Origin of the sequence: Leifsonia sp. EB41 (assembly GCF_041262565.1) — a bacterium.
Classification (GTDB): Bacteria; Actinomycetota; Actinomycetes; order Actinomycetales; family Microbacteriaceae; genus Leifsonia.
On the sequence record NZ_JBGCCJ010000001.1, the window covers coordinates 2,016,915 to 2,030,097 of the forward strand.

Here is a 13,183-nt window from a genome sequence, read left to right on the forward strand (position 1 = left end):
GCCGCTACTTGCGGTCGATCAGGTTGGTCTGGATGTCCGTCGACGACTGGTCGATGACCTGCTTGGGCGTCATCGTCCCGTCGAGCATCTTCTGGAGGTCGTTGCCGAGGTAGTCCACGGCCCCGGTCCACCAGGACGGGATCGGTGCGCCGCCCGGGATCTGCTTGCCCGCCTTGATCGCCGTGCTCCACAGGTCCTGATCGCCCATCGCCGAGATCGGCTTGAACAGCGGCTTCGCCGGGTCGGCGGCGGGCTGGTAGGCGGGGACGGAGGTGTTGAGGCCTCCCGGGTAGACGCTGTTCGAGCCGTAGACGGCGGTGTAGCCGGCCTTGTCGAACATCAGGAACTTGTAGAACAGCCAGGCGAGCTGCGAGTTCTTGCCGTCCTTGGGCAGCACGAACGACGATCCGCCCATCGCGCCGCTGCGGGCGCCGCCGCTCGACCATGCCGGCAGCGACATGGCGCGCCAGTCGCCGACCGTGGTCTTCAGCTGCTGCTGGGGCGCGAAGTCGAACCACTGCGCCCACGGGTAGAAGACTTCGCTGCTGGAGTCGAGGGCCCCGATGTCGCTGGGGCTGAGGTACTCGGCGCGCGTGCCCAGGCCCTGCTTCTGCACCGAGTCGAGCCAGGTCAGGATCTTCGTGTACTGCGGGGAGTCGAGGCGGAGCTTGCCATCGGGGCCGGCGAGGCTGGTGCCGAGCTGGCTCGCGTACATCTCCAGCTGGAGCTGGCCGAGGAATGTGCTCTGCTCCAGGTGGATCGGCTTGGCCCCCGGCTTGTACGCCTGGTACTTCTTCGCCGCGGCGATCAGGTCGTCATACGTGCGGATGCCGCTCGGATCGATCCCGGCGGCGCTCAGGGCCTTGGCGTTGTAGAACAGGAGGCCGGGGTCGAGGTCGAACGGGACGCCGTAGATGCCGCCCTTGACCGTGTTGACGTCGACCTTCTGCTTGGCGATGTCCTTCGTGTAGGGCGCGAGCACGTCCTTCAGGTTCCAGAGGTAGTCGACGTAGCCTCCGACCTTGGCGTCGTCGAGGAACACCCCGTCCGGCACGTCGGTGCCCGTGATGAGCGTGTTCTGAAGCTTGTTGTCGATGTCGACGGCCTCGTGCTTGACGGTGATGCCCGGGTAGACCTTGTTGAAGTCCTTGATCGCGGCGTCGAACACCTTGAACAGGTCGCCGGAGCGGTCCCAGATGGTGATCGTGCCCTTCGGCGAGCTCGCGGTGGGGGCCGTGAGGACCGAGGTGTCGGACGTGGAGGTGGAGGCGCTGCCGGAGCCGATCTCCGGGCCGCAGCCGCTCAGGCCGACGGCGATGAGCGCCGCGGTGGCCACGGCCGCGACGCGGACTGCAGCGCCGCGGGCGTTGCGTGGGGTGGGCTTCATGACACTCCTTTGTGCAAAATCGACGATACGTCGGCTGGGGGATCCGCTCGTCGCGGTGGTTTTGCCAACGTATGCAAACCATAACTCACATTTGCAATCGTTGCAAACGATAAGATGTGGAAACTGCGAGAGGAGAGCCATGCCCGCGACGTTGCGCGATGTCGCCGATCGAGCGCAGGTGTCCGTGCGCACGGTGTCCAATGTGGTCAGCGGCTACGAGCACGTGAGCGAGAAGATGCGCACGCGGGTGATGCGCGCCATCGACGACCTTGGCTACGTCCCGAACCCGATCGCCCGCACCCTCCGCACGGGCAAGACCGGCCTGCTCTCGCTGGTCGTGCCGGAGATCGACGTCCCGTACTTCAGTGAGCTCGCGCGCGCTGTGATCGACGAGGCCGACGCGCTCGGCTTCCAGGTGATGATCGATCAGACCGGGCACGACCACGACCGCGAGCGCCAGCTTCTGCGCGGCGGCGGCCGGCGCAACCTCTTCGACGGGATGCTCTTCGCGCCACTCGCGACGCGGGACGAGCTCGACGATATCGAGGCCTCGGAGGAGCTGCCCATCATCCTGCTCGGCGAGCACGCCTTCGACGGACGGTTCGACCATGTGGCCATCGACAACATCCAGGCCGCCCACGACGCGACCGCGCATCTCCTGGAGAGCGGGCGCACCCGCATCGCCGCGATCGGCGCTCAGCCCAAAGAGGAGTACGCCACCCCGCTGCAGCGCACCAAAGGGTTCCAGCTCGCGCTCGAAGAGCACGGACGTCAGCCGGTGAAAGCCCTCCAGATGACCGCGCCGCACTACGGCCGCGCGGATGGCTATGCCGCCGCCGCCGCGCTCATCGCGCAGGACCGTCGCCCCGACGCCATCTTCTGCTACTCCGACCTTCTCGCGATGGGCGCCGTCCGCGCCGTCTTCGACGCCGGACTGCGGGTGCCGGAGGACATCGCGGTGATCGGAATCGACGACATCGAGGAGGGCCGTTTCTCACGTCCCTCCCTCAGCACCGTCTCTCTCGACATCCCGTTCATCGCCCGCACCGCGGTCACCCGGCTCGCCGCCCGCATCGACGATCCGGCCGTGGCGGCGCAGGAGTTCATCGCGCCACATCAATTGATCCCGCGCGAGAGCACCGCGCGATAGGAGCCGGCAGTTCCTGTGGGTGCCGACCTTCTGGGCGGCCCGACACGATGTTCGGGAACGTCGACGCCGACGTGCTCGCGCACTTCGTGCCGGGCTACGAGCGCGGCGACTTCGTCGACGTCATCCAGGCCAGCGACCAGCCGGAATGACGACGACCTCTCAGCTCTCCGGCACGAGGTGCGTCAGAACGCCGAACGGCTTGCGCGCCGAACGCCCGCACGCGCAGAGGGCTGCGCGCGTGACGCTCTCCGTCGATCCGTCAGGGAGGCGAACGGTGATCGCTCCGCGGACATAGATTGGACCGTCCGGAAGTGGCATCGTCCGCACGATGGAAGCACAGCGCGCCGGCGTCAAGGCCCGGTCTACCTCGTGCCGTACACGCGGACACGCTGTTCACCGACGACCGGGTCGTACTCGCCTTCGTGGCGTGCCGTGACGCCGTTCAGCCAGCCGAGCCGCTCGGACGCGGTGTGGAAGGAGTTCTGGCCCACGAACCGGTTCTGCGTCGGGCTCACGCGCGTGCTCGTGCCCGACAGCTCGATCAGTACGGTCTGCCCGTCGGTCGTCGTGTGGATCTGCCGCGTCTCGTACTCGATCGTGCCGTCCGGCTTCGCGAGCGCGTCGAAGGTTGCATAAAACGTCGAGTCGAAGACGCCGTGGGCCTCCCCCTCGAGATTGCTCTCAAGGGAGATGCCCGCCGGCGCGAAGGCCTTGATCGATCGCGTGGTGTTGTGTCCGGTGAACTCGAGGAGCAGCTCCTCGGTCTTCTCGTCATCCATGGCGTCACTGGATCCAGGGCGCGCGGTACGCGCCGCTGGTGTTGAGGAAGGCGGTGAAGTCCTCGCCCGCCCACTCCTCCGCTATGAGGCCACCCTCGAGGCGGTAGTAGTCGATCGCGTCCCAGCGCACCGCCTGGCCGGTCCCGGTGACGCCGAGGAGGTCCCCCTGCAGCGTGCCGGTGACGACGAGCCGCACGACAACCTTGTCGTCCTGCACGGCCATGTCCTGCAGCTCGGCGTGGAGTTCCGGGATGGCACCGACGACGGCGCCCATGAGGCCCGCAACGTTGTCGCGCCCGGCGACGGTGCCGACCGTCCCGCCGTGCCACGCCATCCCCTCGGTGAGGTACTTCCCCGCGTTCGTGGGGTTGTGGTTGTTCAGCACATCGTCCATGAAGTCGAGGACGACCTGTTCCTGGCCCATCTCAGTTCCTTTCCATTTCCTGCGCGGCTATTCCTTGAGCAGCCGGTCGACGATGACGACCTCCCGGATGCGGGCGACCGTGTCCGCTCGAGCCCAGTCGCGCTGCAGCTCGGTGGCGACAGAGACCCAGCTCACGGGCTGGGCGCCGGCCGCCTCGACGCGGCGAAGCCCCGCGCGATGCGCCTCCGCGGAGGTGCCGCCGACCGCATCCACCACCGGGAAGACCTCGTAGCCTTCGCGCAGCGCGTCGAGCGTCGGATAGGCGAGGCATGCCTCGGTCCACAGAGCAGCGATGATGAGCTTCCGACGGCCTGTCGCCTCGACGGCCGCGCGGAACTCGACATCCTCCCACGCGTTGATCTGCGTGCGATCGAGCTCGGGACTGTCGGCGAGCACGGCCTTCAACTCCGCGACGGTGGGCTGCTGCCCGTTCGCGACGTTGACCGTGGACAGGACGACCGGAAGCCCGAAGGTCGTGCCGATCTGCGCGAGCGACACCACGTTCTTCGTCATCAGCGCGGTGTCCATCGACCGCACGGAGGCGACCTGCGTCGGCTGGAAGTCGATGATCACGAGCGCCGCGTTCTCCGGCGTCAGGAGCGGGTCGGAGAATGGATCGCGACGAGGTTCACTGGTCATGAGGCCCTCCTCGATGAAGGCGGTCGGTGGGAATGGCGACAGCGTAGAACTATTTGCTCGCGCGTGCAACTATATTTATGGAAGCGGGGCGAGGGAAGACCCCGAAGGTAGAGTGGGGACGATGGTGGGGGTCAGGCCTTTCGATGCCGTGGAGGATCGCGCATGGCGCGCACTCGTCCACGTCGCCGATCTGCTCCCGCGCCACCTCGACAACGAGATGGAGGATGCGCGCCGCATCTCGGTCAAGGAGTTCGCGATCCTCCTCCACCTCTCCGAGTCCGATGACTCGACGCTGCGCATGAGCAAGCTCGCCTCCGATGTGGGCCTCTCCCCCAGCCGCACGACGCGCGTCATCGAGACGCTGCGCCGACGCGGTTGGATCGAGAAGACCCCCGATTCGACCGACGGCCGTGCCACAACCGTCGCCATCACGGCGACCGGCCGGGAGCAGGTCGGCCCGGCATACGACGTGCAGGTCGAAGGGGCGCGCCGCATCCTGTTCGATCACATCAGTCGCGAAGACGCCCAGCAGCTCGCGCGCATCCTCCGCCGGCTCTCGATCACGCTCGCCCGCGAAGACCGCTTCGACTGACATGGCCGGGGTCGAGCGCCTGGATGCCGCGGATACGCGTGCGTGGCGCGCGTGTACGGATCGCGACGATCCTCCTCACCGATGCGAACGTTTTCCATCGGACCGCGTGCACCATGCTCGAAAGGCACGCGCCGGGCCATTGTTGTTTGAGTCACGCACCGTCGAACCGGACGTCCTTCTGCCAAGCAGTCCCAGACCAAATGGTCACATTTAGAGTCTTGTTCGCTTTCCGGCGGGGAGATCAGTGGCGAGACCACCCCGCCTCGCACGAGACGAACCCGGTCACCGCGCGCCCGCTCCCATCGCCGAGTATCGGTCGCTCCCTGATAGCTGGTCAGCCGAGATCGGACAGAGCAGCGGCGGTGAGCGTCCGAGCGGCGCGGCGAAGGGTCCCGATCGCGCGATCGATGTCCATTCCGGCGAGGTCAGTCAGTGCGAACAGGGCTTCGGCGCCCACCACGGCCGCGAGCTCGTCCCGCAGCTCCTCCACCCGTTTGCGGCGGCGCGTATCGACCTCCCCAGCGAGTGGGGTGAGCGCTAGCGCGATGAGCCCGAAACGGAAGCCGGGTCGGGTTCGGCCGGCTTCGGGTCTGGTGACCGTGTCGGCGATGACGGCGCGGATGGCACGTTCGAAGCGGTGGCTGCGGCGAAGGAGGAACTCGCATGCTGCATCGACGCGTTCGATGACGTCTACGGAGTCCACGACAGATGCCAGCGCCTCAACCGGAGCCGGCCAGAGCCCTTCGAGGCCTTCCTTGACAAGGGACACGAGGTCGGGGAAGTACCGGTAAGCGGTTGCTTCGGCGACTCCAGCGGCTCGGGCGAGCTGCGGCATGGACACCTCTCCGCCCGACCTGATGGTTTCACGGCAGGCCGAGACCAGAGCCGCACGGGTGGCACGTCGGCGTTCCGCGTGACTGACCCGTCCCATGGACACGACCTTCGGGTCTGACATCCTTCCCCTCCTCAGCAACGTGCTTTGTCCCAATTTATAAGAGTGGACTTTTGTAAATCCGCATTTCGACCTATATTTACGAGAGTCTACTCTCATAAATCTATCGGAGGTCCCCATGACAACCAAGAGTGAGTATGTGCAGCTGCCGAGTCTGGGAATGATTGAGCTGACCGTCGAGGACCTCGGGGTGGGCCAGCCGTTCCTGCTGCTGCATGGCGGTGCCGGGCCGCAGTCTGTTCTCCCGTTCGCAGAGAGGTTCGCCACAGTGAAGGGCGTGCGCGTGCTGGTGCCGGTGCATCCCGGATTTGGCGGCACCGCTCGCCCGGACGGGTTGCGCCGCGTCGATCAGCTTGCCGAGGTTTACACGGTCCTCGTCGACTCTCTTGACCTGCAGGATGTCACGGTCATCGGCAACTCGCTCGGCGGCTGGATCACGGCGGAGATCGCGCTGCGGAAGGATCCCCGCATCAGCGGCATCGTGCTGCTGGACGCCGTCGGCCTCGACGTACCCGGCCATCCGGTCGCGGACTTCTTCGGCATGGATATGGACGAGGTGTTCTCCCGCACCTTCCATGACCCGGCCCGGTTCGCGTTCGATCCGGCCAGCCTTCCGCCAGCTGCGCAGGCTGTCGCCGCCGGAAATCGCTCGGCACTCGCGGCTTACGCGGGCGACGGCATGACCGACGCGGCGCTGGCCGAACGGCTGGCCGACCTCGAGCTTCCCACGCTCGTGCTCTGGGGGGAGAGCGACCGGATCGCCGATCCGGACTACGGCCGAGCCTATGCGGCGGCGATCCCGATGGCACGCTTCGTGCTCCTTGAAGGAACCGGTCACGCGCCCCAGCAGGAAACGCCCGAGCGCGTTATCGACGCGATCTGGAACAGCGGAGAGCTGATGCGATCCCCGGCCGCCGCGCCCGCGAACACGACCGAGTGAGGGATCCGAGACGATGTCGACCTTGTCCGTCACCCGCATCACCCATAGCTGCCACCTGCTGGAGATCGGCGGGCTCACGTTTCTCACGGATCCGTGGTTCACCGTCCGGCCCGGCTACTACCAGGGCGAGCCCATCGCCCTGAGCATCGCCGAGCTGCCCCGGCTGGACGGTGTGCTGATCAGTCATGAGCATTACGACCACTGCGACCTTGACGCCTTCGCGACCTATCGCGACCTCGACGTGCCGCTCGTGGTTCCGCAGACCGTGGTCGAAACCGCCCTCGCGCACGGCTTCACCGACGTGCGCCCGCTCTTCCCGTGGGAGCAGACCGAGATCGACGGCGTCACCATCACCGCAGCTCCTGGCAAACACGGTGTCGATGAGATCACGTTCGTGCTCCGCGCCGGGGGCGCCGCGATCTACTTCGGCGGCGATACCCTGCTCATTCCCGAGCTGCGCGAGATTCCCGACCGGCTCGGGCCGATCACCATCGCGCTCCTGCCCACCAACGGGCTGCGCATCGTGCCTGCGGGCAATATGCAGGTCGTCATGGACGCCGAGGAGGCGGCCGAGCTCACCGCAGTCCTGAAGCCGCAGCTCGCCCTCCCCCACCACTACGCGTTCACCAAGGGCTGGCTCGGCGACCGGCTCATCACCCACGGCGACAAGAACCCGGAGCGCTTCCGCATAGCCGCTGCCCGCCTTGCACCGGACACCGTCGTGCGGATCGTCGAGCCGGGAACCCGCGTGGAGCTCTGATGGACGACGAATTCATCCCGCCGTCAGACTTCGTCGCGGAAACCCTGGCCCACCCCAACCTGACGGTCGACCCTCAAGACCCGAATCCGCGCCCAATGATCGCCATCCTCGACGCCGTCCCCGGCAGACACGACGACCTCAGAGCCGCCGTCATCGAACTCGCCCGCAAGGTGCGCCTCGAACCCGGATGCGTCGAATTCACTGCCTACGAGGCCCGCGATATCCCCGGCCGCTTCTACCTCTACGAGATCTACGAGAACGCCCGCGCCTTCGCTGACCACCTCGGTACCGAGCACGTGCATACCTTCATCGCCAGCATTCCCACCCTCAGCACCGGAGGACCGGGCAACCTCATCCAGCTCGACCCCGTCATGCCATGAATCGACGCCGACGGAACACGGAGGCGGTCGACTACTCGTCCCCGGATTCGCCGGCCACCCCACCGGCGGCGCGGATCAGATCGGCGGCGGGCCGGGATCGGCTGAACCAGGGCCACGCAATTACCGTGGTCACCGCGGGTGCGTCGAACACCGGAATGGCCACGCAGCCCTCCGGAAGGGCATGCGCGGCCGACCGGGGCACCATAGCCGTCGCCCGGCCGAGCGCGATCAGCTCCGCGATCTGGGTGAGGTTGCGGACTTCCGGTCCGGGCCCGTTGGGGTAGTTGCCCGCCGAATCCGGCCATCGTGCGAGCGGCGCCTCGCCGAGCCCGAGGACATCGGCGACCCGGACCGACGGGGCTCCGGCAATCCGGCTGCTCGTCTGGACGAGCGCGACCTGGGTCTCGGTCGCCAGCATGTCGTACTCCAGATCCTCCATCGAATCGAACGGCAGATGAAGGAGCGCGACATCCGCCGCACCGCTCAGCAATGCATGACGCTGCTCCTGCGCCTCACACGTGAGCAGGCTAACCGGGACCGCGCCCGGTTGCTCGGCGTAGGCGTCGAGAATCCGCGCCACGAGGCTGGTCGACGCACCCGCTTTGATCGCGAACACGACCTCGCGGTGCGCACGCCCAGCACTCCTCGTTCGCCTGCTGGCAGCATCCACCGCCCCGAGGATGAGACACGCCTCGTGGAGGAGAAGCTCGCCGGCCGGAGTCAGCGACACGTGTCGACTGGTCCGAATGAGCAAGGCGGTGTCGAGACGGGTTTCAAGCCGTCGGATCGCTCGCGAGAGCGGGGGTTGCGCGATCCCGAGGCGGTCCGCGGCTCGCCCGAAGTGCAACTCCTCCGCGACAGCGACGAAATAGCGGAGCTCTCGCGTTTCCATGACTCGAGGGTAGGCCGCGGACAGGAAGCAGTCGATACCTTACAGGTATCGACAGGCCACCCGATCAGTGTTGGTTACGTGGAAGCGGGCGCGGAGCATGGGGACATGGACGAAATCAGGATCGCGCTGATCTCCGGTGCGAACAAGGGAATCGGGTACGCGATCGCCGAAGCGCTGGGCGCGGAAGGCTGGATCGTCGGCGTCGGCGCACGCGACCGGGAACGGGGCCGCGACGCGGTCAGCCGCCTCCAGTCGGACGGCGCCAACGCATTCGACGTGGAGCTCGATGTGACCGACGACGCCAGCGTTGCGGCCGCGGCGACTCTCATCGAAGAGCGATTCGGCCGCCTGGACTCGCTGATCAACAATGCTGGCGCGGCGGGAAGGTGGCCGGACACACCGTCGGTGCTGACGCCGGACGACGTCCGGCAGGTCTTCGACACCAATGTCGTCGGACTCGTCCGGGTGACGAACGCTATGCTGCCGCTCCTTGGCAGGTCGGCTCACCCGAGAATCGTGAACCAATCCAGCCATGTCGGCTCGCTCACCCTGCAGGCATCCGGTCAGGATCTCGGACCGTTGAGCGGTGCCTACGCGCCGTCGAAGACGACGATCGCCGCGCTGACGATCCAGTACGCCAAGGAGCTCGGCCACGCAGGATTTCTGGTCAACGCCTCCTGCCCCGGTTACGTCCGGACAGACCTCAACAACTTCACCGGAACCGCCACTCCGCGACAGGGCGCGGTCGCCGCGGTCCGCCTCGCGTCACTGCCGGACGAGGGACCGAACGGCCGCCTCTTCGACGCCGACGGGCCGGTGCCGTGGTGAGCCCGGCTAGCATGGCCTCCGCGCTCACCGCACCGGTCGCTTCACTACTTGCGACCCCAACCAGCCGACTGCCGTACCAGCACAACGTGCTGCTGCGCACCTACCTGCTCCGGCGCGACCAGGGCAATGCACTGATCTACAACTCCCCTGGCATCGCCGAGGCCGCAGAGGCGATCGCGCAGTTCGGCGGTGCCGACAGACTCCTCATCAACCACGCGCACGAGGGGATGTATGGGAGTCCGGCGATCGACGTGCCGGTGTTCGTACACGAACGCGACCGGGCTGGGCTCGGAGACTCGGTGCGGATCGCGGGCACATTCACCCGGCGGACGAAAATCGACGACGACCTCGAGGTGCTCCCCACGCCAGGTCATACTGCCGGCACCACGTCATATCTCTGGGACAGCGGGGTCCACCGATTCCTGTTCACGGGAGACTTCATCTGGCTTGAGCACGGTGAATGGAAGGCCGTGGTGCTCGATGAGCGACTCCGCGAGTCGTATCTCCAGAGTCTCGCCCTCGTCCGCGATCTGGACTTTGACGTGCTGGTACCGTGGGGCGCCACGGACGACGGGCCACCGATCTCGGAGACCACACCCCCGAGCACGCGCCGACGCGTCGGCACGATCATCACGCGGCTGGAGAACGGCGAGAGTCGCTAGCGTCCACGGACTTGCAGTGGGCTATGCGCCACCTACGACGCCGGATCGGGTGAACCTGATCGGCCTGCTGGGTGCCATGACATTGGTGTCCACTGCCGCATATTGCCGGCTCGCGAACGAGCTTCACGATGCTGGCGTCACGCGCCCGCGCTCGAGGCTGCCGGGGCAGAACTGATCGTCGAACTCGGCGATCCGGATCAGGCCCAGGATGACGTCCGAGGCCTGAGCCTCGTCTCCGGCGGGTGAAGGTCTTACTATTTCGGTCTCCTATTGTCTGCTGAATTGATTGTCAGCGCGCTCCAAAGAGCCGGCTCCAGAACGACGCGACGCGTCCCGTGCGGGTGCTCTGCTCCAGTACGTCGGTGTCGGTATGGGGCTCAGTCGAAAATCTGCGTACGCGTACGGCGGCGAGATCGTGAAGATTGTTGCGGCGAGTTCCGTCCCAGTTCGCGTACAGATACGAGCCGCCCATCGCTGAGATGGCGCGCACTGGCACGCGCACGTACGAGTCAGGCCCCGTGACGTAGCAGGCCTCGCCACGGTGGATTTGAGCCGAAGCATACGTCGCATCCACGACGCCATGCGGTGTGATGAGAGCCACGATGGCTCCGAGTTCGTCTCGGGCGACGAGTTCGATCTTCAGATCAGACATGGTTCCTCGGGTGGTGCGGCTCGCAGCCGCGGTTATTGACGCGGATCAGGGTGCACCGTGCGATCTATCGCGTCGAATGTCGCCGCGGAGGCAGCTGCGGCGACGTCCCTCATCACAGGATAGGGATTCGAGAATTGATCAGTCCAACAGGTGTTTCTTATTGCATTCATCCGCTGCGCGGATGAATGTTCTTTTCCTCTTTGGAGCCGGGCGCGATGGCCGGTATGGCGCCGGAGCACGCAGTATGCGGCCTGTTCGTGTCAGAACAGTACGTCGACCACGATTGGCCAGATTGATCTCGAGAAGGGGATAAGGGGAAGCCAGGGAGCAAGGACGAGAAGACCCCAGGGAGGGAGAAGGAAGCGGTAACACCAGAAGGAGGGCAGAGGGCATGAAGAGCAAGAGCAACAATGAGCGAATGCACGCAGGCACTCTTCGAGATGATCGTGTTATGTCTCAGGACATAGGTGACAAATCTGCCTCAGGACATCGGTGACACTTCGGCTGGGTTTGGTGGTGACACTTCTCCTCGATCTGTAAGGAATGAGACGTGTTGACGTTCTACGCGATCCGGAAACGCGCCACCGAAGAAGGTCCGGCTGCCGCGCTCGGATCGCGATCCGGGTGCCCGCGAGCGGCCCGATCTCGATTACCTGACTGGAGTCAGGGTTACAAGGTCGTGAGGAGTGAGGTGACCTTCTGCGCGGTGTCCTTGGCGGATCCTGGGTTCTGCCCGGTGACGAGGTTGCCGTCGACCACTGCGTACGACACGAATGGGAGCTTTGCCTTCTGGTAGAGAGCGCCGCGGCTCTTCATCTCCTCCTCGGCGTTGTAGGGGACGAGTTTGTCGACGCGGGCGAGGACTTCCTCCTGCCATGCGAAGCCCGTGAGGTGCTTGCCGTCGACGAGGAGGGTGCCGTCGGAGAGGCGCGTGTTCAAAAGTCCGCAGTAGCCGTGACAGACGGAGGAGACGATCTTTCCCTGCTCCCACAGTTCGCGGGTCAGCCGCTGCAGGCCTTCGCTGTCCGGGAAGTCGTACATGACGGCGTGGCCGCCGGTGAAGTAGATGGCGTCGTAGTCTGCGGCGTCGACCTGATCAGGGCTGAGGGTGTTGTCGAGAAGCGCCATCCGGTCGGGGTCATTGTGCCAGGTCCGGGCTGCCTTGTCGTAGTTCGGGAACTTCAGGGAGCGCGGCTCAAGCGGAGACTTCCCGCCGAGCGGGCTGATAATGGTCTGCTCGAAGCCGGCCTTCTCGAACACGTCCCAGGATTGGGCGAGTTCAGACAGCCAGAGTCCGGTGGGGTCGTCGGGATCGTCGTACGCGTCGACGTTGGTGACAACTTGAAGGATGCGCTTGGTCATGTTCCCATCTCTCTCGACTCACCCTTGCGGCCTATTTCGTACAGTCGGCGGCGGCGGCCAAACCAATGTGTGCGGTGCTCACATGAAGATTATGTCCTCGATGTGTTCACTGTCAACAAGCGGCCGGATTGGGGGCCTCGTCACGATGCCGCCGGCGCGCCGATCGCGAGCACGGCAGCAATGGCGGCCCGGACGCGGGCATCCACCTCAGTGGCGGGATGGGGGCGGAGCTTGCCGTCCAGGTGAAGGAAGGCGAGACCGTGCGCTATGCCCCAGAGTCCGGTGGACAGGTTCGGGACGTTGGCGGCGGGGACGAGGTTTTCGAGGACCTCGTCGAGGACGCCATGAAGCTTCTTGGAGGCGAGTACACGATCCGCGTTCTCGTCATCGCATTCATTACCGAACATCAGCCGGAACACCGCGGGACGGCGCAATGCGAACCCGACATACGCGACACCTAGGTTGCCGAGCACCTCGACCGGACCGGCGGCCGAGTGTGAAGCTGCCCGAGCTGCGGCGAGGTCGGCGGTGAGAACTTTGAAGCCCTCGACCGCCACCGCCGAATCCAGCGCTGCGCGGTCGGCGAAATGCCGATAGGGGGCGGTCTGGGACACCCCTGCGCGGCGGGCCACGGCGCGCATCGAGAAGGGCTCGCCCGCCTCCAAAGACTCGATCGCCGCGGTCAGCAGAGCCTGTCGCAGATCCCCGTGATGGTAACTCTTCCCCGAAGTTGACACTGAACACTTCCACTCGTACGATCCATGTGTGCAGTGCAAACATACCC

General features: G+C 65.9%; 17 protein-coding genes and 1 pseudogene. 7 read left to right on the forward strand and 11 right to left on the reverse strand.

Annotated features, from left to right (window positions below; genetic code table 11):
- Nucleotides 1-4 precede the first annotated feature (4 nt).
- On the reverse strand, nt 5-1,387 hold the full coding sequence (locus tag ABH923_RS09850) for an ABC transporter substrate-binding protein (RefSeq protein WP_370055189.1): 1,383 nt from the start codon (nt 1,385-1,387) through the stop codon (nt 5-7).
- A gap of 139 nt (nt 1,388-1,526) precedes the next feature.
- Here ABH923_RS09850 and ABH923_RS09855 point away from each other — a divergent pair, with 139 nt between their 5' ends.
- Nucleotides 1,527-2,537, forward strand: a complete 1,011-nt coding sequence (locus tag ABH923_RS09855; RefSeq protein ID WP_370055190.1) for a LacI family DNA-binding transcriptional regulator — start codon at nt 1,527-1,529, stop codon at nt 2,535-2,537.
- Nucleotides 2,538-2,696: 159 nt separating this feature from the next.
- On the opposite strand, the gene ABH923_RS09860 is transcribed toward ABH923_RS09855, so the two are convergent.
- Genes ABH923_RS09860 through ABH923_RS09875 form a run of 4 tightly spaced genes read right to left on the reverse strand, consistent with a single transcriptional unit; the run spans nt 2,697 to nt 4,379 of the window.
- Nucleotides 2,697-2,855, reverse strand: a complete 159-nt coding sequence (locus tag ABH923_RS09860; protein WP_370055191.1) for a CDGSH iron-sulfur domain-containing protein — start codon at nt 2,853-2,855, stop codon at nt 2,697-2,699.
- A 44-nt stretch (nt 2,856-2,899) separates the two neighbouring features.
- The gene (locus tag ABH923_RS09865) at nt 2,900-3,316 is read right to left on the reverse strand and encodes a hypothetical protein (protein ID WP_370055192.1); all 417 of its coding nucleotides are present in this window, start codon (nt 3,314-3,316) and stop codon (nt 2,900-2,902) included.
- Between the two features lie 4 nt (nt 3,317-3,320).
- Nucleotides 3,321-3,740, reverse strand: a complete 420-nt coding sequence (locus ABH923_RS09870; protein ID WP_370055193.1) for an ester cyclase — start codon at nt 3,738-3,740, stop codon at nt 3,321-3,323.
- A 27-nt stretch (nt 3,741-3,767) separates the two neighbouring features.
- Nucleotides 3,768-4,379: an isochorismatase family protein gene (locus ABH923_RS09875; protein ID WP_370055194.1), complete on the reverse strand. Its 612-nt coding sequence runs from the start codon at nt 4,377-4,379 to the stop codon at nt 3,768-3,770.
- Between the two features lie 121 nt (nt 4,380-4,500).
- Here ABH923_RS09875 and ABH923_RS09880 point away from each other — a divergent pair, with 121 nt between their 5' ends.
- Nucleotides 4,501-4,971, forward strand: coding sequence for a MarR family winged helix-turn-helix transcriptional regulator (locus ABH923_RS09880; protein ID WP_370055195.1), 471 nt, complete (start codon nt 4,501-4,503; stop codon nt 4,969-4,971).
- 334 nt (nt 4,972-5,305) lie between these two features.
- Here ABH923_RS09880 and ABH923_RS09885 read toward each other — a convergent pair whose 3' ends face one another.
- Nucleotides 5,306-5,926, reverse strand: coding sequence for a TetR/AcrR family transcriptional regulator (locus tag ABH923_RS09885; RefSeq protein WP_370055196.1), 621 nt, complete (start codon nt 5,924-5,926; stop codon nt 5,306-5,308).
- A gap of 115 nt (nt 5,927-6,041) precedes the next feature.
- Between ABH923_RS09885 and ABH923_RS09890 the strand changes: the two genes are divergently transcribed.
- The 3 genes from ABH923_RS09890 to ABH923_RS09900 are packed head-to-tail and all read left to right on the forward strand — an operon-like array spanning nt 6,042 to nt 8,003.
- Nucleotides 6,042-6,863: an alpha/beta fold hydrolase gene (locus ABH923_RS09890; RefSeq protein ID WP_370055197.1), complete on the forward strand. Its 822-nt coding sequence runs from the start codon at nt 6,042-6,044 to the stop codon at nt 6,861-6,863.
- A 13-nt stretch (nt 6,864-6,876) separates the two neighbouring features.
- Complete coding sequence (locus ABH923_RS09895; RefSeq protein WP_370055198.1) at nt 6,877-7,623, forward strand: MBL fold metallo-hydrolase; 747 nt, start codon at nt 6,877-6,879, stop codon at nt 7,621-7,623.
- A complete protein-coding gene (locus tag ABH923_RS09900) occupies nt 7,623-8,003 on the forward strand; it encodes a putative quinol monooxygenase (RefSeq protein ID WP_370055199.1) in 381 nt (126 codons plus the stop codon). The genes ABH923_RS09895 and ABH923_RS09900 overlap by 1 nt, the downstream gene beginning before the upstream one ends.
- 31 nt (nt 8,004-8,034) lie before the next feature.
- Here the strand turns inward: ABH923_RS09900 and ABH923_RS09905 are convergent, their stop codons facing one another.
- On the reverse strand, nt 8,035-8,619 hold the full coding sequence (locus ABH923_RS09905) for a LysR substrate-binding domain-containing protein (RefSeq protein WP_370057334.1): 585 nt from the start codon (nt 8,617-8,619) through the stop codon (nt 8,035-8,037).
- Between the two features lie 150 nt (nt 8,620-8,769).
- A pseudogene (locus ABH923_RS09910) lies at nt 8,770-8,895 on the reverse strand (LysR family transcriptional regulator); the annotation flags it as partial.
- Nucleotides 8,896-9,000: 105 nt separating this feature from the next.
- On the opposite strand from ABH923_RS09910, the gene ABH923_RS09915 reads away from it, so the two are divergent.
- Both ABH923_RS09915 and ABH923_RS09920 read left to right on the forward strand, forming a co-directional pair.
- A complete protein-coding gene (locus ABH923_RS09915) occupies nt 9,001-9,723 on the forward strand; it encodes an SDR family oxidoreductase (RefSeq protein ID WP_370057335.1) in 723 nt (240 codons plus the stop codon).
- Between the two features lie 86 nt (nt 9,724-9,809).
- A complete protein-coding gene (locus tag ABH923_RS09920; RefSeq protein ID WP_370055200.1) occupies nt 9,810-10,385 on the forward strand; it encodes an MBL fold metallo-hydrolase in 576 nt (191 codons plus the stop codon).
- Between the two features lie 289 nt (nt 10,386-10,674).
- On the opposite strand, the gene ABH923_RS09925 is transcribed toward ABH923_RS09920, so the two are convergent.
- The 3 genes from ABH923_RS09925 to ABH923_RS09935 all read right to left on the reverse strand — a co-directional run bounded on the left by ABH923_RS09925 (nt 10,675) and on the right by ABH923_RS09935 (nt 13,136).
- Nucleotides 10,675-11,037, reverse strand: coding sequence for a hypothetical protein (locus tag ABH923_RS09925; protein WP_370055201.1), 363 nt, complete (start codon nt 11,035-11,037; stop codon nt 10,675-10,677).
- A 669-nt stretch (nt 11,038-11,706) separates the two neighbouring features.
- The gene (locus tag ABH923_RS09930) at nt 11,707-12,399 is read right to left on the reverse strand and encodes a type 1 glutamine amidotransferase domain-containing protein (RefSeq protein ID WP_370055202.1); all 693 of its coding nucleotides are present in this window, start codon (nt 12,397-12,399) and stop codon (nt 11,707-11,709) included.
- Nucleotides 12,400-12,539: 140 nt separating this feature from the next.
- The gene (locus ABH923_RS09935) at nt 12,540-13,136 is read right to left on the reverse strand and encodes a TetR/AcrR family transcriptional regulator (protein ID WP_370055203.1); all 597 of its coding nucleotides are present in this window, start codon (nt 13,134-13,136) and stop codon (nt 12,540-12,542) included.
- Nucleotides 13,137-13,183: the final 47 nt, after the last annotated feature.

Excerpts from the sequence above, each read along its gene's own strand:
- ABH923_RS09850 (WP_370055189.1), bottom strand. The coding sequence starts at position 1,387 with ATGAAGCCCACCCCACGCAACGCCCGCGGCGCTGCAGTCCGCGTCGCG.
- ABH923_RS09855 (WP_370055190.1), top strand. The coding sequence starts at position 1,527 with ATGCCCGCGACGTTGCGCGATGTCGCCGATCGAGCGCAGGTGTCCGTG.
- ABH923_RS09860 (WP_370055191.1), bottom strand. The coding sequence starts at position 2,855 with ATGCCACTTCCGGACGGTCCAATCTATGTCCGCGGAGCGATCACCGTT.
- ABH923_RS09865 (WP_370055192.1), bottom strand. The coding sequence starts at position 3,316 with ATGGATGACGAGAAGACCGAGGAGCTGCTCCTCGAGTTCACCGGACAC.
- ABH923_RS09870 (WP_370055193.1), bottom strand. The coding sequence starts at position 3,740 with ATGGGCCAGGAACAGGTCGTCCTCGACTTCATGGACGATGTGCTGAAC.
- ABH923_RS09875 (WP_370055194.1), bottom strand. The coding sequence starts at position 4,379 with ATGACCAGTGAACCTCGTCGCGATCCATTCTCCGACCCGCTCCTGACG.
- ABH923_RS09880 (WP_370055195.1), top strand. The coding sequence starts at position 4,501 with ATGGTGGGGGTCAGGCCTTTCGATGCCGTGGAGGATCGCGCATGGCGC.
- ABH923_RS09885 (WP_370055196.1), bottom strand. The coding sequence starts at position 5,926 with ATGTCAGACCCGAAGGTCGTGTCCATGGGACGGGTCAGTCACGCGGAA.
- ABH923_RS09890 (WP_370055197.1), top strand. The coding sequence starts at position 6,042 with ATGACAACCAAGAGTGAGTATGTGCAGCTGCCGAGTCTGGGAATGATT.
- ABH923_RS09895 (WP_370055198.1), top strand. The coding sequence starts at position 6,877 with ATGTCGACCTTGTCCGTCACCCGCATCACCCATAGCTGCCACCTGCTG.
- ABH923_RS09900 (WP_370055199.1), top strand. The coding sequence starts at position 7,623 with ATGGACGACGAATTCATCCCGCCGTCAGACTTCGTCGCGGAAACCCTG.
- ABH923_RS09915 (WP_370057335.1), top strand. The coding sequence starts at position 9,001 with ATGGACGAAATCAGGATCGCGCTGATCTCCGGTGCGAACAAGGGAATC.
- ABH923_RS09925 (WP_370055201.1), bottom strand. The coding sequence starts at position 11,037 with ATGTCTGATCTGAAGATCGAACTCGTCGCCCGAGACGAACTCGGAGCC.
- ABH923_RS09930 (WP_370055202.1), bottom strand. The coding sequence starts at position 12,399 with ATGACCAAGCGCATCCTTCAAGTTGTCACCAACGTCGACGCGTACGAC.